Genomic DNA, 25697 nt, shown 5'->3' on the forward strand with positions numbered 1-25697 from the left:
CGGCCGACAGCGCCTCATCTGGCGTCAGAGCGCGTCGTAGACGGCGTCGATCAGGGCCTTGCGGCGCGGGTCCACATCGTCGAAACCCACCATGCGGTTGGTGACATAGCCGAACCCAACGCCGGCGCCTGGGTCGGCAAAGCCGATGGCGCCGCCCCAGCCGGTATGGCCGAATGTCTGCGGCGATGCGCGGTCGGCATAGACAGGATCCTCGATTTGATAGCCGGCGGCGAAGGCAGCCGGCAGCGCGAAGCTGTCGTCCATGCCGCGAAAGCGCGGCCGTGCGGCTTCTTCGATCGCCGCGCGGCCGATCAGGGGCTTGCCCTCAAAGCTCCCGCCCGCCGCCATCATGCCGTAGATACGCGCCAGCGCGTGCGCGGTGGACTGGCCGTTGCCGCCCGGCACCTCGGCGGCGCGCCAGGCGCGGTCGTTGGGCGCCAATGCGCGGGGCGTTGGGTTGTCGCATGCGTGGGGAAAGGGAGAGGCGCGCACGAAGTCGACCCAATCGGACGTCTTCGAGCCCTCGATCATCTCGGCGGCACGGGAATCCTGGGCTTGCGACAGGCCGACATGGAAATCGGCCCCAAGCGGGACTGCGATCTCTTCCGCGATGAAGCGGCCGATGCTGCGCCCGTCGACGCGCCGCAGCACCTCGCCGGCAAGATGGCCGTAGGTCAGGGCATGGTAGACACAGCGGCTGCCGGGCTCCCATAGCGGCGACATGGCGGCAAGCGCGTCGGCATAGGGCGCCCAGGCGAGCAGGCCAGCCTCATCCATCGGCACGGCAAGACCGTTCAGCCCTGACTGGTGCGACATCACCTGGTCGAGCGTGATGAGTTCCTTGCCGCCGTCCGCGAATTCCGGCCAATAGCGCGCCACCGGTGCGGCATAATCCAGCTTGCCGCGCTCCACCAGCATCGCGATCGCCAGCGCCACGACGCCCTTGGTCGAAGACCAGACGTTGACCAGAGTGTCACGCCGCCACGGGCGGGTGCGCGCGGCATCCGCATGGCCGCCCCAGAGATCGACGACAGTCCTGCCGTGGACCACGACCGAGACGCCGCCGCCATGCTCGAGGCCTTGAGCGAAACACCAGGCGAACGCATCGCGCACTCCGGCAAAACGCGGATCGCAGACGCCGTCTATGGTCATGCGTGGATTCCCACCAAAAGCGCCTCAACCGAACAGCTTGGTCACAAAGCCGCTGAACCAGGCAAGCTGGGCTGCGTGGTGGGCTGCCATCAACCTGTCCTGTTCGTCCCGGTCCTGCGCGCCGAGCGTTCCGTAGGGCGCGCCTTGCCGTTCCTGCCAGCGCCGAAAGCCGGCCGGCCCCTGCTCGGCATGGAATTGCAGCGCATAGGTCTTGTCGCCGATCCGGAACGCCTGGTTGGGGAACGTGTCGCTCGAGGCGAGATGCACGGCGCCGGCCGGCACGGCGAAAGTATGAAAGTGGTTCTGCGGCAGGAAGAGCGGCCGGTCGAGGAAATCGCCGGCTTCGGCCGTCGGCGTGATCTCGAAATAGCCGAACTCCCGGATGCCGCTTTCCACCGGCCCGACATTGGCGCCGAGATGCCAGGCGATCTGCTGCGCGCCTTGGCAGATGCCGAGCAGCGGCAGGTCGTTGTCCAGGCAATGCTCGATCAGCGCGGCTTCGTCGTTTAGGAACGGGTGTATGTCGGTGTCGAAGACATTGAACGGACCGCCATAGATCACCGCTCCATCGACGGACCCGAGGTCGATCGGATCGCCCTTGAACGGCATCGCGGTCGTGATCGCATGGCCGTTCGCCTCAAGCGTCGTCTGGACATGATCGTCGCCTGGCTCTTCCGAATGCCTGACCAGAACAATGCGCTTCATAGGAACACCTGCCGCTCATGCCGTAGGAATACGATAAAGCTAAGCGGGCTGCCGAAAATGTGCCAGCGCCCAGTTCCGGCTGGACGCCGGCAGGCCGCGCAAGCGCGGCGCCGGGGCTCACCCTCTCGCCAACCCGCGATCGATCAGTCGCGCCAGGCGCGCCGAGAAGGCCTTGGCGTCGGCCGGCTTGTCGCCGTCGAGCACGCGCGCTTCGTCGTAGAGCAGGTGCGCTGCGTCTTCCTTGAACGCTTTTTCGTCGTCGCCGAGCTTTGCCAGCGCCGCCACGCGCTCATGGCGCGGGTTGATCTCGAGGATCGGTTTGGCGGCCTTCTCGAGCCGGCCGGCGGCGTTGAGCAGACGTTCGAACTGGCGGTCCGGGCCATGCTCCGGCGCGACCAGGCAGACGGCGCTTTCGGTCAGCCGGTCGGAGGCCTTCACGTCCGACACCTCCTCGCCAAGCGTGGTCTTCACGAAGGCAAGGAACGTCGCGATGTCGGATGACGTCTCGGTGTCCGGCTTTGCTGCGTGCTCGGGCAGCGCGACATCGGCAAGCTCGGCCGCGCCCTGCGTCACCGACTTGAACGGCTTGCCGTCGAACTCCGGCGCCATCGTTACCCAGAAACTGTCGACCGGGTCGGTGAGCAACAGCACCTCGATACCGCGTGCGCGAAAGCCTTCCAACTGCGGCGAGGCCTCCAGCCGGGCGCGGTCGTCGCCGGCCATGAAGAAGATCGCCTTCTGGCCTTCCTTCATCGCTCCAACATAGTCGGCAAGGCTGCGCCAGCCTTCGCCTGAAGTCGTCGAACGGAAGCGGGCAAGCTTCAGCAGTTGCTCGCGCCGCTCGTAGTCCTCGTAAAGCCCTTCCTTCAGCACGACGCCGAAATTTTCCCAGATTTTGGCGTAGGCTTCGGCATCGTTGTCGGCGAGCTTTAGGAGATCGCCGAGAACGCGGTTGGTCACGCCCTTGCGGATCGCTGCGAGCAACGGGCTTTCCTGGATCATCTCGCGCGACACGTTGAGCGGCAGGTCGGCGGAATCGACCAGGCCGCGCACGAAGCGCAGGTAGCGCGGCAGCACGTCGGCGTCGTCGGTGATGAAGACGCGCCGCACATAAAGCTTCATGCGGCCCTTGCCGTCCTGGTCGAACAGGTCGAACGGCCGCGATCCCGGCACGAAGGCGAGCACGCTGTATTCCTGCCGGCCCTCGGCGCGGAAATGGATGGTCGAGGCCGGCTCGTCATACTGGCCGGCGATGCTGCGGTAGAAGTCGGTATATTCTTCCGGCTTGATCTCGCTCTTCTGCCGCACCCAGAGCGCCGTGCCGTCGGCGATGTCGCGCGGCTCGGCGCCGGGTTTCTCGACAAGCGTGATCGGCACGGGCACATGGCCCGACTGCGACTTCGCCAGGCCCTCGAGCCGGTAGGGCGTGGTGTAGGAGGAGGCGTCCTCCATCAGATGCAGCACCACGCGCGTGCCGCGCTTGGGTGCTGCCTCGAGCGGCGCCGGCGCTATCTCGTAGGTGCCCTTGCCGTCGGACGACCAGCGGAAGGCCTCCTCGCTGCCGGCCTGGCGGCTGATGACGTCGACCCGGTCGGCGACCATGAAGGCCGAGTAAAACCCGACGCCGAATTGGCCGATGAGCTGCGTGTCTTCCGCCGCCTTGCCCGCCTCTACGCGCTCCAGGAATGCGCGCGTGCCGGAGCGCGCGATGGTGCCCAGCGCCTCGGCCATCTCGTCGCGGCTCATGCCGATGCCATTGTCCTCGACGACAAGCTCTCTGTTGTCCGGATCGGCAGCGATCGTGATGCGCGGCTTGGCATCGTCACCCAGCAGCTCGGGCCGGCTTACCGCCTCGAAGCGCAGCTTCTCGCAGGCATCGGCCGCGTTGGAGATCAGCTCGCGCAGGAACACATCGCGGTCCGAATAGACCGAATGCACCATCATGTGCAGCAGCCGCGAGACGTCTGCCTCGAATGTCCTGGTTTCCGTATTCTGATCCGTCATCTCGCCTTTCCCAAATCTCCACTCTGCCTGACGCGCCAGAAGCGTTTCAGGGATTCATCCCACGATTGTGCAATTGTGCCGCGGCCCGGGCGGGACCGGCTTCGGCACGACAATATCGGGATGCGAGGGGAAGGCAACAAGAGGCGGCGAGAGGTATGTGGAAAGCCGACTCCATCGAACGCTCTGCGATCGGGTCGGCAGGGGGACTCTGTTTTTAGTGCTCGTTTGTGGCTTTGAAAGTCTTCGCATCGCTCATGTGAATGATGACAAGCAGCTCGCTGTCTTTCCCTTTTGCTGGGCATGCTTTCAGCACCTGCCCTGAGAGAAAACTAACATATGTTAAGAGCGGAAGAAGGGATCACCTAGGGCGGAACCGCATAAGGTTGGGACCGGCGATAACCTTAATTCTGGTTTCCTTTGCCCAGGCTTCCCGAACCGAAGGTAAAGGGATAGATTAGCAATTCGTTAAGTACGCTTGGGGCGAGCGTAAAAGGTGTGTCGTCGATCGTAAGGGATGTGCCGTGATGAATTTCAAGTCTCTGATCAAGCGGGCCGAGGACGTCGATAAGGAATTTCAGGAACTCCAATCAGATCTGGCGGAAGCATTCGAGGACGTTCTTAAAGATGATGAACAGCAGTCCTCGGAGGACGATGCCGTTGCCGGCCAGGAACTGGTGGCAAGCGACGAGAATCCGCCTGCCGAAGAGCCGTCCGGCACAGCGACATCGCGGCTGACACCGCATACCCAGACGCGGCTGGCCGCGCTGGAGGCCGTCGCCGGGCTTTTCCGGGATGGCCAGGGGCATCTGCAGGAGATCGAAGCAAAGCTGGCGGAGATCGCCACCGCGCACCATATGACGCGCGAAGTCCTCAACGTGTTCCATCGCGATGTGTTGCGCTCCAACGAGCTGGAACTGGCAAACCTCGCTCTCACCACGGAACACAAAACGCTTTCAGAACAATTGCTTGACGCCGCCCGCAGGCAGCGCGAACGCGACGGCGCGGCCGAGACGTGGCAGCAGCGCGAGGCGAGTCTCGTTCAGGACCGGGAGCAACTGCGCTCAGCGCTTGCGGCCGTGCGCCTGGAGCTTGTGGAGATGGGCAACGAGAGCACCAGGCGCGAGACGGAGTTCGGCGAGATCGCCAAGGCTCTGGCGGCCAAAACAGTGGAGCTCGACAGACGCGGCGCCGAGAACAAGCTGCTGCGCGAAAAGCAGGTCGGCCTCTCGGTCGATCTGGAGCAGGCGCAAAAGCGCGAGGCGGAGGCCCGGCACAAGTTCGACGAGTTCGCGGCAACCCACGCCGGCGAAACCGCCCACATCGCCGAGCTGATGGCTCAACTCGGCAACCACGAAAAAGAGGAAAGCCGACTGCAGAAAACGCTGGAGGCAACGCAAGCCAAGCTTGCCGAAACCGCCGAGATGGCGCGGATCGCCGAAAGCGACAGTGCCGCCGAACTGGCGCGCGGTCAGGCGGAAATGCGCGGTTTGCGTGCTGAGATCCAGGAACTGCAATCGCGCCTGGATCACGTCTCGGCCGACAACGGCGAAGCCACGGCCGAGATCGCCAGGCTCAGGGCGCAGTTGAACGATGCCGTCACCGAACGCCAGATTGCGGAGGAAAGGCTCGCCGTTCTCAAGGACGAGAGCGAAACCGACAAGAAGAACCTGTCCGCGGTCAGCACCAATCTCTCACAGCTTTCGCTGCAGCAGGCGTCCGAGCAGATCCAGCTCGATATCCAGAAGCAGGAATGCGAGGATCTGCACGCCGAGGTCGAAGCGCTCAATGCCCGCATCCGGGAATTGCTGCCTTACGAGCGGCTGCATCGGGTGACCGACGCAAGGTCGCGCAAGGATGCCCCGCCTCAGGCCAATGGGATCATCGCGGAAGCGGGGCGCGCCACCGCCCGGCGTGTTGCTCGGCGCAACATGCGGGCGAACGGAAGCTGAGAAATCGCTGCGTAATTCCGGAGATCGCTCTGCCGGCTATTGCCCCGCCATGCCGTCGGCAAGATCCTGCGCCTGCTTGAGCAACGTCGGGAAGGACGGATCACCAGGCAGGCGCTGGGCCATGCAGGCGCGGTAGTTGGCGTCGCCCTTTTCCCAGGCGGCGTTGGCGGCATCGGTGGCAGTCGAGTCGTCCTGGTCCGCGCCATCATCGCTCTGCTGGGTTTTCTGCGCGGCGGCGTCGGCGGCTGCCCACAGCGAACCGCACGCCGCGATCTTCGGCACGGCGGGCGAGGCGGGCGCTTCGGCAATCAGCACGCGATCGCCCTTCACGACCGCCACGACGACGTGCTGGTCGTAGATCGGTCCGACATCCTGGGTCCAGCCACCGAGCCGGGCGACCACCGCATCGGCGCCGTCGGGTTTCTTCAGCGAAAAATCGAGCGTGCCGGAGAATGCCGCGTCGCTGCCGATGGCCTGGGTGTAGAAATTGTCGAGCTTCAGCGCCGCGCCGATATCGGCGGGCAGCTTGAAATCCGCTTCCGTTTCGGCCGATTTGGATTTGAGCCAGCGCTCGGTCAGCCCGCGCGTCGAGACGACGATGCTCGGACCGTCGTCGCTCTGGGCGTATCGCAGACCGTCCAGCATGCCATAGCCGATGTCGGAAGCGTTGAGGCTTTCGACGTTCATGGTGCCCGTCGTTGGAAAGCCCTTGACCGCAAGCGGGCCGAGAATGGCGGCGAGACGCTGCTGTAGGTCGGCCAGCGCCTTCTCGTTCTGGGCATCGATGGTTTCGATTGCGGTGTTCGCGCTTTCCTGAGCGGTGATGTCGGCAATCGCCTTGTCGCGCGCCGCGACGTAATCGTCTTCCGGCGAGGCGGCGAGCGCCGTGCTGCCCGCCAGTGCAAAGAGAAGCGTTAAAACCAACCGCATGCTGCACCCCAAGGTAAGCGATCAAGAACCCTTGCGAGCCATCGCCCGACTTGGCGGCTTTTGCGTGGCGGAAATCAAGGCAGCGGCAAATCTTTATTCCGCTTTGCGCTTCTCCACCTCGGCCTTCCGCAGCAGGAACCGCTGGATCTTGCCGCTTGGCGTCTTCGGCAGTTCGCTGACGAACTCGACCTCGCGCGGATAGGAATGCGCCGACAGGCGCTTCTTCACATGCTGGGCGAGTTCCTCGGCCAGCGCCTCGCTGCCCTTGAAGGCGGGCGCCAGCACCACGAAGGCCTTGACGATCTCGGTGCGCTGCGGATCGGGCACGCCGACCACCGCCGCCTCGTTCACCGCCGGATGCTCTATCAGCGCGCTTTCGACATCGAACGGCCCGATGCGGTAGCCGGACGAGGTGATGACGTCATCGGCCCGGCCGATGAAGGAGACCGAGCCGTCCGGCTCATATTCCACCGTGTCGCCGGTGCGATAATAGCCGCCCACGATCGCCGGCGTCTCGGCCTCGTGGTAGCCGCCGAACCAGCGCAGCGGCGATCTGGCGATATCGACCGCGAGCACGCCCGGCTGGTTGGGGCCGAGCTCGTTGCCTTCGTCATCCAGAACCACCATGCGGTAGCCCGGCATGGCGAAGCCGGCCGAGCCTGTGCGCACGATATGCGCCAGCCCATGATGGTTGTTGACCATCATGCCGTTCTCGGTCTGGCCGTAATGGTCGTGGATCGGCGCGGCGAGGTTGGCGTCGAACCAGCGGATCACTTCCGGGTTGAGCGGTTCGCCGGCGCTGCTCACGACGCGCAACCTGCCTTTGACGCGCGCCGCGGCCTCGGGCCCTTCCGCCATCAGCAAGCGATAGGCCGTCGGCGAGCCGGCGAGGCTGGTGACGGCCAGGCGCTCGATGATGTCGTAGGTCGATTGGGCGTTGAAGGCGCCTTCGTAGAAGGTGGTGGCGATGCCGAGCTGCAACGGCCCCGTGATGGCGTAGTAGAGCCCATAGGCCCAGCCGGGATCGGCGATGTTCCAGAAGATGTCGTCGGGCGTGAGCCCGATCGCGTCGCGCATATAGGCGCCGAAGGCGAGCAGCGCGCTGAGCGGCACCGGCACGCCCTTCGGGTGCCCGGTGGTGCCGGAGGTCGACATCATCATGAACAGGTCCGGGCCCTTGCGCATCACGGGCTCGCAGTCGGGGGAGGCGGTCGCGAGCGCCGCGCGGAAATCGATGTCGCCGGCGGGCAGCATGTCGCCGCGGCCAAGGATGGTGGCGATGCGCGGACGGTTCTCCACCTCGTCGAGCTTGGCGCGGTTGGCGGGATTGGTCACCACCAGCCTGGCCTTGCTGTAGCTCAGGCGATGCTCGACCGCCTTCGGCCCGAAAGCCGTGAACAGAGGCTGGTAGACCGCGCCGACGCGCCATGTGCCGAGGATCAGCGCCCCCAATTCAGGGATGCGCGGCAGCATGCCCGCCACGACATCGCCAGGCCGTACGCCAAGTTCCTTCAGCATTGTGCCGACGCGGCCGGACATGTCGGCGAGGTCGTCGAAGGAATATTCGCGCAATTCCCCGCCGGCCGAGATCGCGCGGAGCGCCAGCCGGCTCTCGCCCGTGTAGCGACCGCAGCATTCGACATAGGCGTTGATGCCGGTGGCCGGGTCGCCATGAAGGCGCGCGATCTCGTCCTCGATGCGGAATTGCGCAACGGCATCCTCATAGCGCGGCCGCGCTTGCGTCTTGGTCATCGCAATCCTCCCTCGGCGGCGCACATCTCCCCATGATCGCCGCTGGGCGAGATTGCATGAAAAGAGGACGCGGGTCGATTGCGGCGAAAGTCGAGAGTGAGGCGACGACGGTTGCGCGAAGGAACGCAAGCTTTCGCCGCTCAAAGCGTTTCCAACCAGCAAGTTAGTGGCCAGCTAGCTTTGCGGCAGTTGAATTCCCTGCGCTTCCATGTGCCGTTTCCAGCGGCCGCGCAGCTCAGCCGGCCGGCAGCCGATGCGCTCGTCGAGAAAAGTCGCGGCGGATATCCGGTCGGTGCGGAAATGACGGAAATCCTGGCGCAGCTCGCACCAGGCGGCGAGCAGCCGCACCGTTTCGGCATAGCCGATCATCGTCGGCCAGACGACGCGCTCACTCTCGTCGCCCTGTTCGTTGCGGTAGAAGATACGGATCTTGTGGCCGTTGCGGATCGAGGCCCGCGCCCGCGCGATATCCAGCCCGTCGGGCAGGCTCGCGCGGCTGAGCGGCGCGCCGACGCTGGGCTGGCTGACGAAGGGGCGCAGCCGCTCGGGTACGACGGTGGTGATCTTGGCGATCAGGTCGCGCGCCGCGCCCGCCAGCACCGCATCGCCCTTGTCGGCCACCCATTGCGCGCCGAGCACCGCCGCCTCCAGCTCGTCCGGCGTCAGCATCAGCGGCGGCATGTCGTAGTCGCGGTCGAGCACATAACCGAGGCCGGCCTCGCCCTGGATCGGCACGCGCTGTCCGATGAGGTCGGCGATGTCGCGATAGACCGAGCGGCGCGAGATTTCGAGCTCTTCGGCGATCTGGCCGGCGGTGATCGGCCGGCTCGAGCGCCGCAGGATCTGGATGATCTGAAACAGTCTGTCGGCGCGGCGCAAGGCATGTCTCCTGTTGCCACTATGGTGGCAGCAGGCCTGGTCCACAAGTCGGGGCAGGGCGCCTGGACGGGCGCGTCCAGCCGCGAGGATTTCTTCGTCGGCCAGTCCACGGAGAAGACCAAATGAATTTCGTTTCGACCCGCATCATCACGACCGACGTCAAGCGGCTCGTCGCCTTCTACCAGACGGTCACGGGCATCAAGCTCACGCTCTACACCGAGGATTTCGCCGAGCTCGTCACCGCGGCCGGCACGCTGGCGATCGGCAGCACGCGCACGCTTCGACTCTTCGGTGGCGACCATGTCGCTAGCCCCGCCGAGAACCGCAGCGCCATCGTCGAGTTCCGGGTCGCCGATGTCGATGACGCGTACCGTCGGCTGGGCGGTTTCATCGATGGCGCGCTGGTGCAGGCGCCCACCACCATGCCATGGGGCAACCGCTCGCTTCTGTTTCGCGATCCCGACGGCAATCTGGTGAATTTCTTCACCCCGGTGAAGGCTGAGGCGATCAGGAAGTTCGAGCGGTGAGGCAGATCGACAGGGGCGGGCGCATTTCGCCAGTGTTTCCCCTCCTGCCCATTCCGAAGCTGCTGCGGAGGATAGTTGTGCAAGGATTGGCCGCGTGCGCACCACCCTGTACTATGGCCTGGTGAATGCAGGGAGGGGAGGGCGCGCATGCGGCTTGATCGGAATCTCTGTCGTTTCAGGATTTGGTCCGTCGTCGCGGGGCTCGCACTTTGGCCCCATGCGACGGCGGCTGACCCCATCACGCCCGAGCGGATCACTGCCGCGCTATCCAGGCTCGAAGTGCTGGCGCAAGGCGCCGTCGCCAATGGTGATGTTCCCGGCCTCGCCATCGCCGTCGTGCACGACGACGAGGTGGTCTTTCTCAAGGGGTTCGGTCATCGCGAAGCCGGAAAGCCGGAGGCCGTCGATGCCGACACGGTGTTCCAGATCGCTTCGCTCTCCAAGCCGGTCTCGGCCACGGTCGTAGCCGCGCTGGTCAGCGACGGAGCGGTATCCTGGGATTCCAAGGTCGTCGACCTCGATCCGGCCTTCCGGCTTGCCGATCCCTATCCAACCAGTGAGCTCACCATCCGCGACCTGTTTTCGCATCGCAGTGGGCTTCCAGGCACCGCTGGAGACGATCTCGAGGACATAGGCTATGATCGCGCCACGATCCTCCACCGCCTGCGCTTCGTGCCGCCATCGTCGAGCTTTCGCGCCGGCTACTCCTACTCCAATTTCGGTCTGACCGAAGGCGCCGTCGCGGCCGCCAAACCGACAGGCAAGCCGTGGGAAGAAATCGCCGAGGAGAAACTCTACCGTCGGCTCGGCATGGCCTCGACCAGCTCCCGTCACGCCGACTTCATGAGGCGCGCCGATCGCGCCGCGCTCCACGTCAGGGTCGACGGCGTCTGGGCTGCCAAGATCAGGCGCGATCCGGACGCCCAAGCGCCTGCCGGCGGCGTCAGCTCAACCGCGCGCGATCTCGCGCAATGGGTACGCCTCCTGCTCGGCGACGGTTCCTATGCCGGCAAGACCCTGATTGCCGCCGATGCGCTGGACCAGACCCACGTGCCCTTGATGACGCGCGGCAAGAACCAGGTCTCCGGCGGCGAATCCTTCTACGGCCTTGGCTGGAACATCGAATTCGGCCGGCACGGCCTGAGCTGGAGCCATGCCGGCGCCTTCAGCGTCGGCGCCCGCACCCTGGTGACGATCTTTCCAAAGGAGAAGCTCGGTATCGTCATCCTCGCCAACGCCTTTCCGACAGGAGTGCCGGAGGGGCTGTCCGACAGCTTCGCCGATCTCGTCTTCGACGGTAAAGTCGAGAAAGATTGGATCGCGGCGTGGAACGGCATCTATGTCGGGCTGTTCGGCCCGATGATCGAGGCGGCCAAGGCCGCCTATGCTAGCCCGCCGTCCAGGCCGACCCCGTCCCGGCGCGCCGGCGCCTATGCCGGCCGCTATGCCAACGACTTCATCGGCGATGCCGTGGTGTCGGGCGCCGGCGAGGGCCTTGTGCTCAAGCTCGGACCGTCAGGGGCGCGATCCTATTCGCTGGCGCATTTCGACGGCGACCGCTTCATGACCTTCCCTGACGCGGAGACACCCGACAGGCCCGCCGGCGTCAGCTTTGCCGTCGGCCCCGACGGCAAAGCGTCGGCGATGACCATCGATTTCCTCGACGACAATCACATGGGCACGCTGCGGCGTATCCCCGATTGAAAGCGGTCGGGCGGTCAGGACGCCCGCCCGTACTGGAGCAGCGCGAAACAGTCGCCGCTGCCTGATTTCGACTGCGTCAGCACCGGCTTCGACCGGTCGAGCCATTGCTGGTGCGATTTGGCATCGGCCTCGATCTCATCGACCGGGACAGCTTTGACGAAGCCGCGCCCCTGGCTGAAAAGCCAGCAGGCCCGGGCCAGATGCCTTCTGGCGCGCTGGCGCAGCAAGTCGGCATCGTAGAAGATGTCGAGCACCTCCTGTTTGATCCTGCGTCCCTTTTCGGGATCGGCGACCCCTGTCTGCGCCGGCTCGCCGCCGATCGTCTGCTGCAGGTCCTTGTAGTCGAGCGCAAGCTGTGTGGTGGCGTATTTGATCTCGCTCTCGTCGCGCACGATGTCGAACCACAGCCTGGGATCAAGCTCATTGACGACGAAGGAGGATTCGAAATCGCGCGACAGGTTCAGTATTTCGAAGTCGCCAAGATCGACGTCGCGCTCGACCAGGAGGATCTTGGCCGCCTGTTTGCCGAGCTCTGGCCCCTGTAGGCTGACGGCGGTGTTCTTGCCGCCGAGATCGGGGCTGAGATACGAGCCACCCTCATCCAGCAACTCGTCGAACTCATCGAGCGACTGCATGACCGGCGCGCCGCGGGCGATGCGCGCGGCGAGCTTGGCGAGCACCTGCTGCAGCTCGGTCTCGCGTTTGCGCTGGTCCTGGTAGTTCTGCTGGAAGAAGAAGATGAACAGCGAGACGCCGATGCCGATCAGGATCACCCCCAGCTGCGAGAAGACGTTGCGGTAGTATTCCAGCAGTTTTTCGCGGTGGCGCACGTCGTCGCGCACGCTGAGGGCTACGCGCAGATTTACGATCAGCGAGAGGATCAGCAGTCCCGCGCCGACCAGGATGAGACCGCCGATGAGGAGGTAGCCATGACCTGCGCTGAAATTCATCTGTGTCGTCCCGAAGCCCCTGAGAGCGCAGACTAAAGCTATTTCGCTCAAATACCTATGGTGCTGCTGGAGCCGCGACGTCGCTCGCCATTGACCCCGCCGTCGATCGGGCCGATATCCCGCGCGAATTGCCACCCGAGATCCCGATGACCTCAGACCTCAGAGAACCGGCCGCCGCGGGCGATCCTGATTCCGCCCGAAAAAATGGCGCCGCCTGGCAAGACGAAGTCCGCGCCGGTGTGCGCCATGTCCGCGACCTCGCGTCCCTGCCGCTCTCGCCAGCCGAGCGCGCCGCCGCGCAGGAAGCCGCAACCGCGCACAAGGTGCGCGTGCCCAAACCCTATCTCGATCTGATCGACTGGAACGACCCTGACGACCCGATCCGCGTCCAAGTGATCCCGTCGCCCGACGAACTGGTCGCCGCCGATGGCGAGCTCGACGATCCGATCGGCGACCATGCCTTCAGCCCGGTGTCCAGGCTGACGCACCGCCATGCCGACCGCGTGCTTCTGTTCCCCACCTATCAATGCGCGGTCTATTGCCGCTTCTGCTTCAGGAAAGAGTCGCTGACCTCGATCGGCCGCGGCTATACGCGCGAGGCGCTGGAGCCGGCGCTGGCCTATATCGCCGGACACAAGGAAATCCGCGAGGTGATCCTGACCGGCGGCGATCCGCTGTCGCTGCCCGACAAGGCGCTGGCCGAAATCCGCGCCCGCCTGGAGGCGATCCCGCATCTCAGGCTTCTGCGCATCCACACCCGCGTGCCGGTGGCGCTGCCGTCGCGCATCACACTCGGCCTGGTCGAGGCGCTGCATGGCCGGCTGATGGTGACTGTTGTGACCCACTTCAACCATCCGCGCGAGCTCACCGCCGAAGCCGAGCCCGCCTGCCGCACGATGCGGCAGGCGGGCTTCGTGCTGCTCAACCAGAGCGTCCTGCTGAAAGGCGTCAACGACAAGGTCGAGGTGCTGGAGGAGCTCTGCCGCGAGCTGATGTACCGGCTGGGCGTGAAACCCTATTACCTGCACCACGGCGACCTCGCGCGCGGCATGGCGCACCGCCGCACCACGATTGCCGAAGGCCAGGCGCTGGTCGCCGAACTGCGCCGGCGCCTCTCCGGCATCTGCAACCCGACTTATGTCATCGACCTCCCCGACGGCGGCGGCAAGGTGGCGCTGGCCGCGAGCCATATCGAGGGCCGCGAAGGCGATACCTGGCGGATCAGCGGCCAGGACGGCAAGGTGCGGGAGTACAAGGAAGTGATTGTCTAGACCGCCACGATCTGCGTTACCGGCGTTCGGCGACTGCGCGTGCCTGCCCGACTTTGGCCCCATTGCGCGGCACAAGGAACTCCATCCCGCGCCCTGCATTCTATGAGAGGGAGCTGAAGGAGCGTTGCGTGAAGGCTTTGTTGGGAATTGCCGGCGGCTTCGTGCTGACCTTGGCCGTGTTTGCCAGCGGGCTTGCCTTCGCCACCTGGCTGCTCGCCGCCAAGCCGGTGCGGCAGGCAACGCCTGCGATCGGCGTTTCCGAGCTCTGGACGAAGGATGCCCAGCCGGTCGATCGGCAGGAACAGAACCTTCAACGCATTCCCGCCCGACAGGTAGTGGCTGCGCCCGCCAAGACTGGCGAGCCGGCCAAGGCCGATGGCGGAACGCAGACGACGGCGCTTGGCGGGGCCACGGCGGCTCCTGCGGCGCCGCCACTGCAGCCATTGCCCGACGTCTCTGGCCCGGGCCAGCCAGCGCCCAACGCTGGCGTGGCCAAACAGCCGGCGACAGTCGATCAGCAGGCACAGCAGCAGCAATTGCCCGTCGCCCACTTGCAATGGTGCGCCACCCGCTATCGCAGCTACCGCCCGGCGGAAAACAGCTACCGCTCCTACAGCGGCGAGCTGCGCCCCTGCGTCTCACCCTATTACGATCCCGGCGACGGCCGCACCGCCTCGACGGGCGCAGGCCAGAATGACCAGACAGCAGCGAGCGATCGCCAGAACGCCATGCCTGACGATCGGACGAGCGACGACCAGGCCGAGATGGAAGGCTACGCCCCGTCGGCCGACGGCTACGCCACCACCTATGGCGGCCCGCCGGAAGAGATTTCGCCCGAGGCAGAGGCCGCCCGGGAACAGGCATCGGGTCGCCCGGTATCGGGCGACCACGTCGACTACTGCTTCAGCCGCTACCGCTCCTACGATCCGCAGGACAACACCTACCAGCCCTTCGACGGCGGTCCGCGCCGCCAGTGCGAGTAGGGGGAAGAGTCGCACTCCGAAAGGCTAGGGCCGCCAACCTCACCCTACGACCTTCCCCGGATTCATCACATTACCCGGATCGATCATCTCTTTGATCGCCTTCGCCAAATCCTGCTTCACCGGGTCCGCGTGCCGCTCATAGGCATCGCGCTTCTCCAGCCCGACCCCGTGCTCGGCCGAGAATGAGCCGCCGGCCTCGCGCAGACCCTCGTAAAGCACGTCCTCGATCGCCGCGTGCCGCTCATGCGAGACCGGCCCGTCGCAATTGATCGAGATGTGCAGATTGCCGTCGGCGAGATGGCCGTAGACGTATGGTGCGTAAGAGGCGTCGAGCGTCTTCAGCCCCGCATCGATGCGCGCCACATATTGATCCAGCGCGCCGCCCGGCACCGACACGTCGAAGGAGGGCGCCATGGGATGCGCGCGCTCGATCTGCTCCGTCTCCTCGCGCAGCCGCCACATCGCGGCGGCTTGCGCCTCGGAGCTCGCCACCAGCCCGTCGATGATGCCGGCCTCTTCCCAGACCGCCGCCAGCCCGTCCTCCAGCACTTGTCGAGCCGCCTCGATGCTGTCGGCGCCGAGCCCCAGCACCAGAAGGCAGGGCGCGTCGAGGGGCAGGCTGCCTGGCGCATAGTTCAGCGCCCGCTGCATGAGCGACGCGAAATTGCGCCACAGGATCTCGGCGCCGGTGAGCCGGGCGCTGGTCGAGCCCAGAAAATGCCGCACGATGCGCTGCGCGCTGGCGGCATCCGTCACGCCGACAAGCGCGGTGGCGCTGGCGCCGGCAACCGGATCGAGCCGCACCGCCACGCGGGTGACGATGCCCAGCGTGCCCTCCGCGCCGATGAAGAGATGTTTCAAATCATAGCCGGCGCTGGTCTTGAGCACCCGGGTGAGATCGCAAAACACCCGCCCGTCCGGCAGCACGGCTTCCAGGCCGAGCACGCGGTGGCGCATCGTGCCGTTGCGAAACGCCATGATGCCGCCGGCATTGGTGGAAACCATGCCGCCGATCGTGGCGCTGCCGCGCGCGGCAAGGTCGATGCCCGGATCCAGCCCATGCCGGGCCGCCGCCTCCCGCAACGCGCCGAGCGTCACGCCCGCCTGAACGATCGCCACGCGCGCGAAAGGGTCGATCTCCTCGATCCGGTTCAGCCCGCCGAGATCGCAGATCACCTGGCCGGAGCAAGTCGCCGCCCCGCCCGCCAGCCCCGTGCGCCCACCCTGGGGGACAAGGCTAATGCCATGCTCCGCGCAGAATTTCACCAGCGCCACAACACCCTCGACATCGCGCGGCCGCACCAGCGCCGAGGCGCCGAAATTGCGGGCATCGAAGCCGGGATCGCGCGACGCGAGCTCGGCGGCGTTCCAGATGGTCGAGGTGGCGCAGGCAATGCGAAGGGAGGTGATGAGGGCTTTGTCGTCGCTCACGCTGGCTGGCTCCATCCAGGAATCCTTACCCTATAGATGCAGCAAAGCATGTGAGTCACCCGCCTTGGCGGGATCAGGATGTCCTGTGAGCGTCTTCCCGCCGTTTGACGTCTTGGATGTTCAGTTCGACAACCAGCTTTTCGGCGCGGCGTGTCCTGATGCCGACCATGATCTTCTGCTCGACCTCGGCAGGTTGGCCGGTGAAGATGTCGAAGACGGTCCAGCTGTTTGGCCGGTCCATTCGAAGCGCGTAACGGTTTGCCATGCTCACATTCCTTTCGTTTGCGCCTCAGGCGACGGGCCGACCTTGTCAGGCCTTCACCATGACAAATACCGACACCGCCAAGGCGACGATCCAAAGCATCACATACAGCTTCAAGGCGAGAGATCCGTGTGAAGAGAGCGCCGCCAGCCCGCGCGCCGCTGCATTCTCCAGGCGCTTCGGTCTGGCTGGCTCCGTCACGGCGGCCGGCGCCTTGGCGTCGAATTTGCCGAGGGCGTGAGGCGTCAGTTCAGGCATGGAGAGGACCCCGAGTATCGAGGTGGTGGCGGGTGCCGGGAGCGGCGCGCCGGATGACGCGATTGTTTGGGAGAGCGGATTTCAAGGGTGCGTCTTCCTGTGTCGGCAAAGGCGAGGATGCCTGTCTTTATAGACGGCCTGACGGGCGATAGATAGGAATGCCGAAATCAACAGCTGGATTCCGTAAAAATATCGGGCGGAATAATTACGAGACTCGGAAAATATCAGCGCGGATGAGAAGAATTCTGTTTGTTTTTCAGTCTCCAAGCGACGCTTTTTTATTTAACCGGGAAAAATAAAGCGCGTCCGCCATCTTGTTCGCAGCGTAATTGGGGTGCATACATAAAATTCGTTGATTTGGTCGAGGTGGCTTTCGTCATAGTGAAGCCTCGCCATCCGCCTCCGAATTTTCGATAGCGAAAGCACTGCGCCGCTCCCGGCGCGGCAACTCGCTTCGTTTGAACCCTGAAATGATGCCGGCGTTGACCACGGATGTACTGGCAGCGTCGGACATCGTTTCGGCGGTTCGGCTGGAATTGAAGCGGAAGGCGCATGCGCGCGTTTCCGCAGGAAGCCGCAAGTGACCACTCGCACCACGCCGACCGTCGTTCGCTTCAATGCGGCGTTTATGCTGCCGGGCTTCGATGCGCCGCGGCCGCCCGGCGACTACCGCGTCGATCTCGATGACGAATCCTTCGAAGGGGCGCGCAGCGCATGGCGCCGCGTGGCCGCCTTCGTTCACCTGCCGGCGATCTCCGCAAAAGAGTCCACGCGGCAAATGGTACCGATCGAACCGGCCACGCTCGAGGCCGCGCTCGTCGAGGACGGGAGACAACCATGACAACCCTCTTGCAACGCAACGCACGCCCCATCCAGCACGGGGCTCCCCCTCGTCTTTTTGACATCGGACAAGCGGTCCGGCTGAAGGGCGGTGTTGGCGCCGGTCCGAAGACTGACGAAATCTATCGTGTCACCGGCACACTGCCGCCAAAGGGAAGCTCCCCACAATACCGCATCCGCAGCGACGGCGAACCGCATGAGCGCGTGGTGACCGAGGACAGTTTGGAGCGTGTCGAGACGCCGGCATCGGACAATGGCATTGCCCTCATCGAAAGGACGTTCGGACATGGCCAGGGCACATAAGCGTTCCAACCGCGAGGCCAGGAAGCCGAAGCAGGAAAGTCTGTTTGGCAACCAGATCGAGTGCGCCGTCATCAATGCCCAGGCGAAGGCCAAGGACTGATGGCGCGGCGGACCCCGATGAAGGTCGTGATCGAATTTTATCGCACGCGTGTCGCCGACGACGCGCGTGCCGTCATCGGCCGCGAGACGGCGCTGGCGGCCGATCTCGATAACGCCATCGCGATCGCGCGGCTCTTGGCGAGAACGCTGAACATGCCGCAATGGCCGGACGCCGTCACGATCTCCGAAGCCGATGGCGCAGCCCTTTATTCGGAGATCATTGCCGCGCAGGGAGGCGGGGAAAGACGGGTATGAACAGAACCATCCCCAACGACGAAACCGAGCGGGTTCAAAATACCGTATTCGGCGGCTCGCGACATAACGGCGGCATCTTGGGCCATGACTTCAGCGACCTTCAATATGGTCGCCGCGTCGAATTTGATCATTCCTGGACCGTCTACCACGTCTTCACGGGAATTCCCGCCTATGTCGACGGCGTTCCGATGGTCGGTCTCACCCATGCGCATGCGACGAAAAGGATGTTGGATCTCAATCGTCGCAATGCCGAGGGCCGAAAGGAATGGAACGGGGCCCGGTTGGCACTTGAACATACCGAAATGCGGGCGGATCAAACATGACGCTTGCCTTTCCAAATCCCAGCCGAAGTTTCGACGAGACGCGGAACGCCGTATGCTTCATTGGGCATGACGGTATGTTCCAGGTCCGTTTTTTCGTCGAAGTAGAGGCATTAGGCACATTTGGCGACCATCCTGGCGGCAAGGAAACTGCCGAGAACGCATACCTTTCGGCATTCGACGCGTTGCGCGGTTCCATCCAAGACGCCGCAAGCAAAGCTTATGCGCGCGAGCGGCGGAACTCCTACACCTTGACCTCCACCGGTTTCCGATAGGCGGGGAGCCGATATCGAAAGAACGAGCATGCAGGCAAGCGATGCGGCGGCTGGCAGTCCCCCTGGCTGTCGTCTTACGTGAAAGGATAACGCCGATGCGTTCGATGAAAACCCCCGAGGCACCGCCGGTCGCTATCAAGCCGGTCGTGAGGCGCTCAGACATCATGCCAGTGCGGCTGACGATCAGGAAGGACGAGGCAGCGCGGCGCAAACTCGCGGACACCGACGGGACAGTCAGGCGGGCACGCGAGATCGCGGAACGCAATCGCCTGATTTGATATTCCGCCACCGTCCGTTTGGGCCTTCTATCCTATGACCGGTTGCGACCCCAGGCATACCCAAATCCAGGCCGTACAATGATCCAGCGGGAGAAATGCCATGGCGATGAAGCCCAACTATCGATACGAGCGCAGTAGGCGCGATCAGGCGAAAGCGGCAAAGAAGGAGGCGAAGCTCGCGGCCAAAGAGGCGAAAGGCAAGGTAGTGGAGCAGGAAAACGAGCCGGAGCGGAATACTGACAACGGATGATGCCGCGTCAGGCCAGCCTTGGGGACTGCGATGACAAAGCGAGAGTCCGACCACTTCGAAATCGATGTCGAATGCCCTCGGTGCCACCACCAGGCCAAAACACGCGTAGGCTGGATTCGCACTCACACCCAGATGGAGTGCGAAAATTGCGGCGACATCATCGATATTGAAAACAGGAATTTCAGGTCACGTGAGGAGCCCTAGGAGGTCACCAGAATAGCGGCCTCGCGGGCGGCGACTATGAACGCCTTTCGCGCGAATGAGGCCGGGCGGCGCCCACTATTGGTATCCGCGCAGGCCTGAACGGCCGCACGATGCTTTTCGCTGCGTTTGCCGCGCCATCTTCTGAGCAGGAAGTCCAGGCACGCGGCCGCGTCGCCGATTGTCTCGTGCCCGCCGCCAGTCAACTCGGTGACAACCGTCACCGGCTGGTCGAATTTTTCATTAGCCATTGCTGGGCTTAGGCCGGCGCCCCCAACATAGCAAGCATTGTTCTTACGGACCTGTCGAAAGGCAACCTCGATCGGGTCGCTCGGGCCGCGCGAAACAAAAAATATTTTAGACGCGCGAACGCGGGTCCATATCCATACGAAGCGACAGCGAAGCTTCTGGACCGTCCGAAGCGAAGCTTCTGGACCGTCCGAAGCGAAGCTGCTGGACAGCCCGACCCGTTTAGCAAGAGGTCAAGCCGGACTGTCCTCGCCGCATCAGCGAGAGTCCACTGTGCGCCCACATTTCCTGCCTGGCTAGCGGAACTATCGAGAAGCGAGAGCCGTTGGGGACGAAAGGGGAATGCAATGGCGCGCGACAAAGGCCAGCCGACGCTTGACGATATCGTCAAGCGGCTAGTGCGGCAGACCGGCATCACCGAAGCTCAGGCGCTCGAACTCATTTACCTTGTCGGCCTGAACTGGCCATCTCTTGTGAGAGAGGCAAAGGCGCTCAAGGCCGGGAAATCATAGTCGGGTCCATGCGCCTGGCATTCGACGCCCCTTGCACGACAAATCCACCTGCATCCTTGCGCGTTCTTTCGTCGCTTGTACGCTGGCGCCGATTGCCGACTGGCTGGAGCAGCTCAATCATCCGTCTGCGACGACGTACTCTGCCGCGACGCTCCCAGCCATCGTAGCCACGGCCAATCCCGCAGCAGACCTAGCTCACCCAGATCGAGCACCCCATCTTCTGCCCCGTGGCCGGGTCCCGCACCGTCTTCGCGAACGTCCGGCGCAGCCCAACCCTGCTGGATGCGACATCCTTGCTGGCGAGATAGGCCGGGTCGCCGACTTCCCAATGGTAGCGTGTGTTTGCAGGCGCCCGTTTCCAGGTGAATTTCGAGCGGTAGGCCACCTTGCCAGGCGTGGTGTCGGCGAACCGGCAGTTGATGGTCGCCGGCATCATGCCCTTGGCGCTCATCGCGCTGACCGCCTTGTCGGCATCGTCGGTCGTCAGCCATTGGTCTATGCTGCTCGTCCGGTATGCGTCCGTGCCAGTTGGCTGGTGCGTCATACATCCTGCAAGCAGCATCAGCGCTGCCATGGCGGCCCCTGTCTTGCCTGCTCGCTTGCTGTCTTGCCGATCGATGCCCATGCCCGTCTCCTTCCTGAAGAGAGTGGAAAGTCTCGGGCAAGAGGATGGTCCGCGCGCATCGCTTCGTATATTAGGCGCTTCACACGCCTTGCGAGCTTGGCCGCTATCTCCTCGCGTTGGCAGGGGGAGTGATCGCCCCTGGAACAATGTCGGTGTTTTGGGCCACCTTTATCTGCCAGCCGGCCTGTTCCTTCCCCACCACCAGAAGCAGGATGCCTTCCCGTGTTCCGGCTGGCGAGCCATCCGGAGCAGAGGCGCCGGTCAGGGTCCATCTATAGTGCACCGATGCAAGGCCAGGAGACAACTCGACTACAGACGAGACGACACCCTCCAACCGGCTGTCGCGAAACATAGTCCCATGAGTCGCGCGGTGCGCCGCTTCGATCTCTGCGCGGCTTTTCCACCACATGCCCACGACATTGACGAAATTGGCATCCTCGGAAAACAGCGCCGTGAAGTCGTCCATGTCATGTCTGTTCCAGGCATCGGCAAAGGCAATGGCCGCATCCTCTGGTCTGCCGACCTCCAACCTCATGACATGATCTCCCTTGCTTTGCGCCAGCTTGGGATGAGACGATAGCGGCATTGGCAAGCCCTGTCACCGCGCTGCCACAGAACTCAGCCGCGTCAGTTGTTAACGGCCCCAATCCCCAAAATTAACCTTTTGTTAACCATTGCCCCGGCACCCTTTAACCATTGAGTAAGGATTCGCTTGGACGTGACCTTCGCCGCCCCTTTGCACAACAAATCGATCCGCTTTCGCGCCCGTTCGTTCGTCGCTTTCACGCTGACGCCGGAGGCGCCGATCGCCGACTGGCTGGAGGGATTGGATCACTGGATCGCCAACTCGCCGGGCTATTTCAACGGGCGTCCGGTGGTGCTGGATCTGAACATTTTGCAGCCGGGGCCGGAGGAGATTGGCGCGCTTGTCGGCGTGCTCGGCTCGCGCGGCATCCGCGTCTACGCCATCGAGCTGGAAGGCGCCGAGCTCGGGCCCGATCTGCCGCCTCTGCTCGCCGGCGCCAAGGAGGCGACCGCCGAGGGGCTGCTCGGCCGGGCAGCCCGCAAGGCGCGAGCGGAAGAACTCGAAATGGCCGCCGCCGGGGAGCGGGTGCAGGTGACCCAAGAAACCATCCAAGCGGCGGCGTCGGCCGAGGCTCCGCAGATCGAGATGTCCGGCGACGAGCCGGTCGATCCCGAGCTGGCAAGGCTCGAAGCGGTGCGGATCGAGCCGGCGCAGACCGAGGCGGGGCAGGGCGCCGAGAGCGTGCGGACCGAGCCTTCGGCCGGCACTTTGATGATCAAGGCGCCGATCCGCTCCGGGCAGTCGGTCTTCCATCCGCATGGCGACGTGATCGTGCTGGGCTCGGTCGCGTCCGGTTCCGAAATCGTCGCCGGCGGCTCGATCCATGTCTATGGCACGCTGCGCGGCCGCGCGATCGCCGGCTCGGAAGGCAATATTTCGGCGCGCATCTTCTGCCGCAAGAACGAGGCCGAGCTGCTTGCCGTCGATGGCTGGTACACCACGGCCGAGGAGATGGAAGGCGTCTCGCGCGGCAAGGCGGTGCAGGCCTTCCTCGACAACGATGCGCTGTGCGTGGTGCCGCTCGGCTAGTCCGGCGGCGCAAGCTTCGGACCGGTTTCGCGTGCCAAAGTTGTTAACGAGTCCGCCGTGCCGCGCACGGCCAGAGAATAAAAACCGCCAATGGAGGCTGGATATATGGGCAAGGTAGTCGTGGTCACATCGGGCAAGGGGGGCGTCGGCAAGACGACCTCGACGGCCGCGCTCGGCGCCGCCGTGGCCAAGACCGGCAAGAAGGTGGCGCTGGTCGATTTCGACGTCGGCCTGAGGAACCTCGACCTCATCATGGGCGCCGAGCGCCGCGTGGTGTTCGACCTCGTCAACGTCATCCAGGGCTCGGCGAAGCTGTCGCAGGCGCTGATCCGCGACAAGCGGCTGGAGACGCTCTATCTGCTGCCGGCCTCGCAGACGCGCGACAAGGACGCGCTGACCGAAGAGGGCGTGGCCGAGGTCATCGCCCGGCTGCGCTCGGTGTTCGACTACGTGTTCTGCGACAGCCCTGCCGGCATCGAGCGCGGCGCCCAACTCGCCATGCGCTTCGCCGACGAGGCGGTCATCGTCACCAACCCGGAAGTGTCGTCGGTGCGCGACTCCGACCGCATCATCGGCCTGCTCGATGCCCGCACCATGAAGGCGGAGCAGGGCGAGCTGGTGCAAAAGCACGTGCTGGTCACCCGCTACGACGCGGCGCGCGCCTCGCGCGGCGAGATGCTGTCGATCGACGACGTGCTGGAGATACTCTCCACGCCGCTGCTCGGCATCATCCCGGAAAGCCAGGATGTGCTGCGGGCCTCCAACCTCGGCTCGCCTGTCACGCTCTCGGAACCGCTCAATGGTGCCGCAAAGGCTTATCTCGAAGCGGCAAGACGCCTGGAAGGCGAGGACCTGCCGGTGGTCGTCCCCTTCGAACGCAAGGGCTTCCTCGACCGGCTTCTCGGAAGGAGGGCCGCATGAGCATCCTCGATCTCTTCAAGCGGCGCACCAGCGCGCCGGTAGCGCGCGAGCGGCTGCAGCTGCTGCTCGCCTATGAGCGCCAGAGCCGCAGCCAGCCGGATCTCGTCTCCATCCTGCGCGAGGAGATCATGGCGGTCATTGCCAGGCATGTGCAGATCGACCAGGACTACCTCCAGGTCTCGATGGATCGCGGCGCCACCATGTCGACGCTGGAGATCGACATCCAGATCCCCAACAAGAGCGCCGCGCCGCTCGCCATGGCGGGGTGAGTTGATGGGGTAGGCCGATCCGCGCAGCGGATCGGGGAAGGGCGTGCCCTGACGCTCGTCATCCTCGGGCTTGACCCGAGGATCCATTCCGTGACCTTGCCACGAGTTCGGCCGTGGAGAATTCTACAATCGTTGCAACGCTTTAATGCATGTCGCGCAAAAGTGACCTCGGTTTTGCGACAACGACATGCATCAAGCAACGACCTAAAGCGCGTCGCGTGAATCCGTTTCGACGCGACGCGCTTTAGCGTAACGGCATAGATCCTCGAGTCTGCGCGCGTTGCTTCGCTCCTTGCTCCGCCCTGGGACGGCGAAGGCGACAAGCCTCGCTCCCCTTGCCCCATCGATCCGCCTCCCGCTGCCTCACGACAGCGTGGCGCCCGCGTCCTATCTCCATATCTGAACCAGGGATGGAGCCAGGATTGACCGTAGCACAGGAAGCTAACCAACAGGCCCCTGTCGGCGTCATGCCGGTGCTTGGCCTGCTCGGTGCAATGCTCTCCGTGCAGGTCGGCGCCGCCTTTGCCAAGGGGCTGTTCCCGGTTCTGGGCCCGGAAGGCACGACCATGCTGAGGCTCGCCATTGGCGCGCTGATGCTGGCGGCGGTGCTGAGGCCCTGGAAAGTGCTGCCCTCGCGCAAAAACCTGCCCTGGCTCGCCGCCTACGGCATCACCGTCTGCGCCATGAACATGTTGTTCTATGCCGCGCTCCAGCGCATTCCGCTCGGTGTCTGCGTGGCGCTCGAATTCACCGGGCCGCTGTTCGTCGCCACGCTCGGCTTCAGGCGCCTGCTCGACCTTGTCTGGGTGGCGCTGGCCGTCGTCGGCATCGTGCTTTTGTCGCCCTTTGCCGGTATCAGCCGCGGGCTCGATCCGACAGGCGTGGCGCTGGCGCTGGCGGCGGGCGCCTGCTGGGGGCTCTACATCATCTTCGCGCAGAAGGCCGGCGCCGAACTCGGCGTGCGCACCTCCGCCTACGGCATGGCGATCGCCGCCGTGCTGGCGCTGCCCTTCGGCTTCAACGCTGCTCAGGCCTATCTCACCGATTCGCACATCATGGCAGGCGCCGCCGTGGTCGGCCTGTTCTCCAGCGCGCTACCCTTCTATCTGGAAATGCTGGTGCTGGCCCGCATGCCGGCCAAAGTTTACGGCATGCTGGTCTGTCTGGAGCCGGCGGGCGGCGCGCTCACCGGCTTTCTATTCCTGCATGAAAAGCTCGACCTTTTGCAATGCGCAGGCATCGCCGCCGTCATTGCCGCCGCTTTCGGCACGGCGGTTGCGGCGCGGCGGCCAATGCCTTTGCCGGCCTGAATCCATCTTCCGAACCAGGGCGATTCCTGGAAATGCGCGAAACGGTCAGGCCCAGCGCTTCGCCGTGGCCTTCCGCCCGGAGCTGCTTCAAAACAAGGAGGCGCGGTGGTTTGCCGTTTCCGTGAAACAGTGAACCGCTTCGGAGCCCGCTGCTCGGAATTGGTAGGCTTTGGAAAATGCACCTCTGCGGCGGCAATGTTCGGCCGCACCCAGTGGTTGAAATAAGACTTAGGTCCTATGCAAGAATTGCAATAGGTCCGAGTGGACAAGACAAGGGTCGTGGGCCACTTCCTTATGCCTTGCCGATTGGGGATGCTTATGCTGCGACATTGCCGGTGGGGTAGTTCGGCCGACGGGCTGAAGGGTTGGCATGGGGAGAGCGGAATGCGCGCGTCGCGCGGGGGCTGCAGGCTAGTCTTGCCAGCACTGGCAGCGTTGGCGCTTGTCGTCACGCCTTTCAGTCTCTCCATTGATGGTCTCGTCGTGACCAAGGCCTATGCCGGCAAAGGCGGCGGTGGCGGTGGTAATGGCGGCGGTGGAAACGGGAACGGTGGTAATAGCGGCAACGGCAGTGGCGGCAATTCGGGTTCCGCCGCTATTGCCGGCGCCGGCATCGGC

General features: G+C 64.4%; 31 protein-coding genes and 1 pseudogene. 19 read left to right on the plus strand and 13 right to left on the minus strand.

Going from position 1 to position 25697, the window contains the following annotated elements; all coding sequences use genetic code 11:
• Positions 1-24 precede the first annotated feature (24 nt).
• The 3 genes from FJ417_RS29860 to htpG form a co-directional block, all read right to left on the minus strand.
• Complete coding sequence (locus FJ417_RS29860; RefSeq protein ID WP_140785921.1) at positions 25-1152, minus strand: serine hydrolase domain-containing protein; 1128 nt, start codon at positions 1150-1152, stop codon at positions 25-27.
• 24 nt (positions 1153-1176) lie between these two features.
• Positions 1177-1857, minus strand: a complete 681-nt coding sequence (locus FJ417_RS29865; protein ID WP_140785922.1) for a glutamine amidotransferase — start codon at positions 1855-1857, stop codon at positions 1177-1179.
• 117 nt (positions 1858-1974) lie between these two features.
• Positions 1975-3861, minus strand: a complete 1887-nt coding sequence (gene htpG, locus FJ417_RS29870; RefSeq protein ID WP_140785923.1) for a molecular chaperone HtpG — start codon at positions 3859-3861, stop codon at positions 1975-1977.
• Between the two features lie 524 nt (positions 3862-4385).
• On the opposite strand from htpG, the gene FJ417_RS29875 reads away from it, so the two are divergent.
• On the plus strand, positions 4386-5810 hold the full coding sequence (locus FJ417_RS29875; protein WP_140785924.1) for a hypothetical protein: 1425 nt from the start codon (positions 4386-4388) through the stop codon (positions 5808-5810).
• A gap of 36 nt (positions 5811-5846) precedes the next feature.
• Here FJ417_RS29875 and FJ417_RS29880 read toward each other — a convergent pair whose 3' ends face one another.
• The 3 genes from FJ417_RS29880 to FJ417_RS29890 all read right to left on the minus strand — a co-directional run bounded on the left by FJ417_RS29880 (position 5847) and on the right by FJ417_RS29890 (position 9371).
• Entirely contained in the window at positions 5847-6740 is an 894-nt protein-coding gene (locus FJ417_RS29880; protein WP_140785925.1) for a hypothetical protein, read from the minus strand.
• A 93-nt stretch (positions 6741-6833) separates the two neighbouring features.
• Positions 6834-8492, minus strand: coding sequence for an acyl-CoA synthetase (locus FJ417_RS29885; protein WP_140785926.1), 1659 nt, complete (start codon positions 8490-8492; stop codon positions 6834-6836).
• Positions 8493-8666: 174 nt separating this feature from the next.
• A complete protein-coding gene (locus tag FJ417_RS29890) occupies positions 8667-9371 on the minus strand; it encodes a YafY family protein (protein WP_140644973.1) in 705 nt (234 codons plus the stop codon).
• Positions 9372-9374: 3 nt separating this feature from the next.
• Here FJ417_RS29890 and FJ417_RS33885 point away from each other — a divergent pair, with 3 nt between their 5' ends.
• The 3 genes from FJ417_RS33885 (at position 9375) to FJ417_RS29900 (ending at position 11602) form a co-directional block, all read left to right on the plus strand.
• Complete coding sequence (locus tag FJ417_RS33885) at positions 9375-9497, plus strand: hypothetical protein (RefSeq protein ID WP_281405936.1); 123 nt, start codon at positions 9375-9377, stop codon at positions 9495-9497.
• On the plus strand, positions 9494-9898 hold the full coding sequence (locus FJ417_RS29895) for a VOC family protein (RefSeq protein ID WP_140785927.1): 405 nt from the start codon (positions 9494-9496) through the stop codon (positions 9896-9898). The genes FJ417_RS33885 and FJ417_RS29895 overlap by 4 nt, the downstream gene beginning before the upstream one ends.
• Positions 9899-10045: 147 nt before the next feature.
• The gene (locus FJ417_RS29900; protein ID WP_140785928.1) at positions 10046-11602 is read left to right on the plus strand and encodes a serine hydrolase; all 1557 of its coding nucleotides are present in this window, start codon (positions 10046-10048) and stop codon (positions 11600-11602) included.
• Positions 11603-11616: 14 nt separating this feature from the next.
• Here the strand turns inward: FJ417_RS29900 and FJ417_RS29905 are convergent, their stop codons facing one another.
• Positions 11617-12552: a hypothetical protein gene (locus FJ417_RS29905; protein WP_140785929.1), complete on the minus strand. Its 936-nt coding sequence runs from the start codon at positions 12550-12552 to the stop codon at positions 11617-11619.
• A gap of 146 nt (positions 12553-12698) precedes the next feature.
• On the opposite strand from FJ417_RS29905, the gene FJ417_RS29910 reads away from it, so the two are divergent.
• Together FJ417_RS29910 and FJ417_RS29915 are read left to right on the plus strand one after the other, a co-directional pair.
• The gene (locus FJ417_RS29910; protein WP_140785930.1) at positions 12699-13823 is read left to right on the plus strand and encodes a KamA family radical SAM protein; all 1125 of its coding nucleotides are present in this window, start codon (positions 12699-12701) and stop codon (positions 13821-13823) included.
• A gap of 128 nt (positions 13824-13951) precedes the next feature.
• A complete protein-coding gene (locus tag FJ417_RS29915; protein WP_140785931.1) occupies positions 13952-14806 on the plus strand; it encodes a BA14K family protein in 855 nt (284 codons plus the stop codon).
• A gap of 39 nt (positions 14807-14845) precedes the next feature.
• Here the strand turns inward: FJ417_RS29915 and FJ417_RS29920 are convergent, their stop codons facing one another.
• The 3 genes from FJ417_RS29920 to FJ417_RS29930 all read right to left on the minus strand — a co-directional run bounded on the left by FJ417_RS29920 (position 14846) and on the right by FJ417_RS29930 (position 16757).
• Complete coding sequence (locus FJ417_RS29920; RefSeq protein ID WP_181183333.1) at positions 14846-16237, minus strand: FAD-binding oxidoreductase; 1392 nt, start codon at positions 16235-16237, stop codon at positions 14846-14848.
• A gap of 73 nt (positions 16238-16310) precedes the next feature.
• Positions 16311-16502, minus strand: coding sequence for a hypothetical protein (locus FJ417_RS29925; RefSeq protein WP_140644967.1), 192 nt, complete (start codon positions 16500-16502; stop codon positions 16311-16313).
• A gap of 45 nt (positions 16503-16547) precedes the next feature.
• On the minus strand, positions 16548-16757 hold the full coding sequence (locus FJ417_RS29930; protein ID WP_140785933.1) for a hypothetical protein: 210 nt from the start codon (positions 16755-16757) through the stop codon (positions 16548-16550).
• 580 nt (positions 16758-17337) lie between these two features.
• On the opposite strand from FJ417_RS29930, the gene FJ417_RS29935 reads away from it, so the two are divergent.
• The 7 genes from FJ417_RS29935 (at position 17338) to FJ417_RS33305 (ending at position 19377) form a co-directional block, all read left to right on the plus strand.
• Positions 17338-17598 carry a hypothetical protein gene (locus FJ417_RS29935; protein WP_140785934.1) on the plus strand — a complete coding sequence of 87 codons (261 nt, stop codon included), beginning with the start codon at positions 17338-17340 and terminating at the stop codon, positions 17596-17598.
• Positions 17595-17900, plus strand: coding sequence for a hypothetical protein (locus FJ417_RS29940; protein ID WP_140644964.1), 306 nt, complete (start codon positions 17595-17597; stop codon positions 17898-17900). The genes FJ417_RS29935 and FJ417_RS29940 overlap by 4 nt, the downstream gene beginning before the upstream one ends.
• Positions 17901-18017: 117 nt before the next feature.
• Positions 18018-18254: a hypothetical protein gene (locus FJ417_RS29945; RefSeq protein ID WP_140645013.1), complete on the plus strand. Its 237-nt coding sequence runs from the start codon at positions 18018-18020 to the stop codon at positions 18252-18254.
• Positions 18251-18577 carry a hypothetical protein gene (locus tag FJ417_RS29950; protein WP_140785935.1) on the plus strand — a complete coding sequence of 109 codons (327 nt, stop codon included), beginning with the start codon at positions 18251-18253 and terminating at the stop codon, positions 18575-18577. The genes FJ417_RS29945 and FJ417_RS29950 overlap by 4 nt, the downstream gene beginning before the upstream one ends.
• Positions 18574-18849, plus strand: coding sequence for a DUF1488 domain-containing protein (locus tag FJ417_RS29955; RefSeq protein ID WP_140658409.1), 276 nt, complete (start codon positions 18574-18576; stop codon positions 18847-18849). Before FJ417_RS29950 ends, FJ417_RS29955 begins: the two co-directional genes overlap by 4 nt.
• Positions 18850-18944: 95 nt before the next feature.
• The gene (locus tag FJ417_RS29960) at positions 18945-19127 is read left to right on the plus strand and encodes a hypothetical protein (protein WP_140658411.1); all 183 of its coding nucleotides are present in this window, start codon (positions 18945-18947) and stop codon (positions 19125-19127) included.
• 100 nt (positions 19128-19227) lie between these two features.
• Entirely contained in the window at positions 19228-19377 is a 150-nt protein-coding gene (locus tag FJ417_RS33305) for a hypothetical protein (protein ID WP_181183334.1), read from the plus strand.
• Positions 19378-19577: 200 nt separating this feature from the next.
• On the opposite strand, the gene FJ417_RS29965 is transcribed toward FJ417_RS33305, so the two are convergent.
• On the minus strand, positions 19578-19829 hold the full coding sequence (locus FJ417_RS29965) for a DUF982 domain-containing protein (RefSeq protein WP_140658413.1): 252 nt from the start codon (positions 19827-19829) through the stop codon (positions 19578-19580).
• Between the two features lie 345 nt (positions 19830-20174).
• Between FJ417_RS29965 and FJ417_RS33310 the strand changes: the two genes are divergently transcribed.
• Positions 20175-20339 (plus strand): hypothetical protein, encoded by a 165-nt coding sequence (locus tag FJ417_RS33310; RefSeq protein ID WP_181181612.1) that lies wholly within the window; start codon positions 20175-20177, stop codon positions 20337-20339.
• A 190-nt stretch (positions 20340-20529) separates the two neighbouring features.
• Here the strand turns inward: FJ417_RS33310 and FJ417_RS29970 are convergent, their stop codons facing one another.
• Positions 20530-20964, minus strand: a complete 435-nt coding sequence (locus FJ417_RS29970) for a hypothetical protein (RefSeq protein ID WP_140785936.1) — start codon at positions 20962-20964, stop codon at positions 20530-20532.
• Positions 20965-21067: 103 nt separating this feature from the next.
• Entirely contained in the window at positions 21068-21499 is a 432-nt protein-coding gene (locus FJ417_RS29975; protein WP_140785937.1) for an SgcJ/EcaC family oxidoreductase, read from the minus strand.
• 183 nt (positions 21500-21682) lie between these two features.
• Here FJ417_RS29975 and minC point away from each other — a divergent pair, with 183 nt between their 5' ends.
• The 5 genes and pseudogenes from minC to FJ417_RS30000 form a co-directional block, all read left to right on the plus strand.
• The gene (gene minC, locus FJ417_RS29980; protein ID WP_140785938.1) at positions 21683-22579 is read left to right on the plus strand and encodes a septum site-determining protein MinC; all 897 of its coding nucleotides are present in this window, start codon (positions 21683-21685) and stop codon (positions 22577-22579) included.
• A gap of 105 nt (positions 22580-22684) precedes the next feature.
• Positions 22685-23500 carry a septum site-determining protein MinD gene (gene minD / locus FJ417_RS29985; protein ID WP_140644956.1) on the plus strand — a complete coding sequence of 272 codons (816 nt, stop codon included), beginning with the start codon at positions 22685-22687 and terminating at the stop codon, positions 23498-23500.
• Positions 23497-23769 carry a cell division topological specificity factor MinE gene (gene minE / locus FJ417_RS29990; RefSeq protein ID WP_140785939.1) on the plus strand — a complete coding sequence of 91 codons (273 nt, stop codon included), beginning with the start codon at positions 23497-23499 and terminating at the stop codon, positions 23767-23769. Before minD ends, minE begins: the two co-directional genes overlap by 4 nt.
• A gap of 422 nt (positions 23770-24191) precedes the next feature.
• On the plus strand, positions 24192-25079 hold the full coding sequence (locus tag FJ417_RS29995; RefSeq protein ID WP_246687594.1) for an EamA family transporter: 888 nt from the start codon (positions 24192-24194) through the stop codon (positions 25077-25079).
• A 417-nt stretch (positions 25080-25496) separates the two neighbouring features.
• Positions 25497-25697 (plus strand): annotated as a pseudogene (locus FJ417_RS30000) (hypothetical protein); the annotation flags it as partial.

The sequence above is a fragment of the Mesorhizobium sp. B3-1-7 genome, assembly GCF_006439385.1.
Classification (GTDB): Bacteria; Pseudomonadota; Alphaproteobacteria; order Rhizobiales; family Rhizobiaceae; genus Mesorhizobium.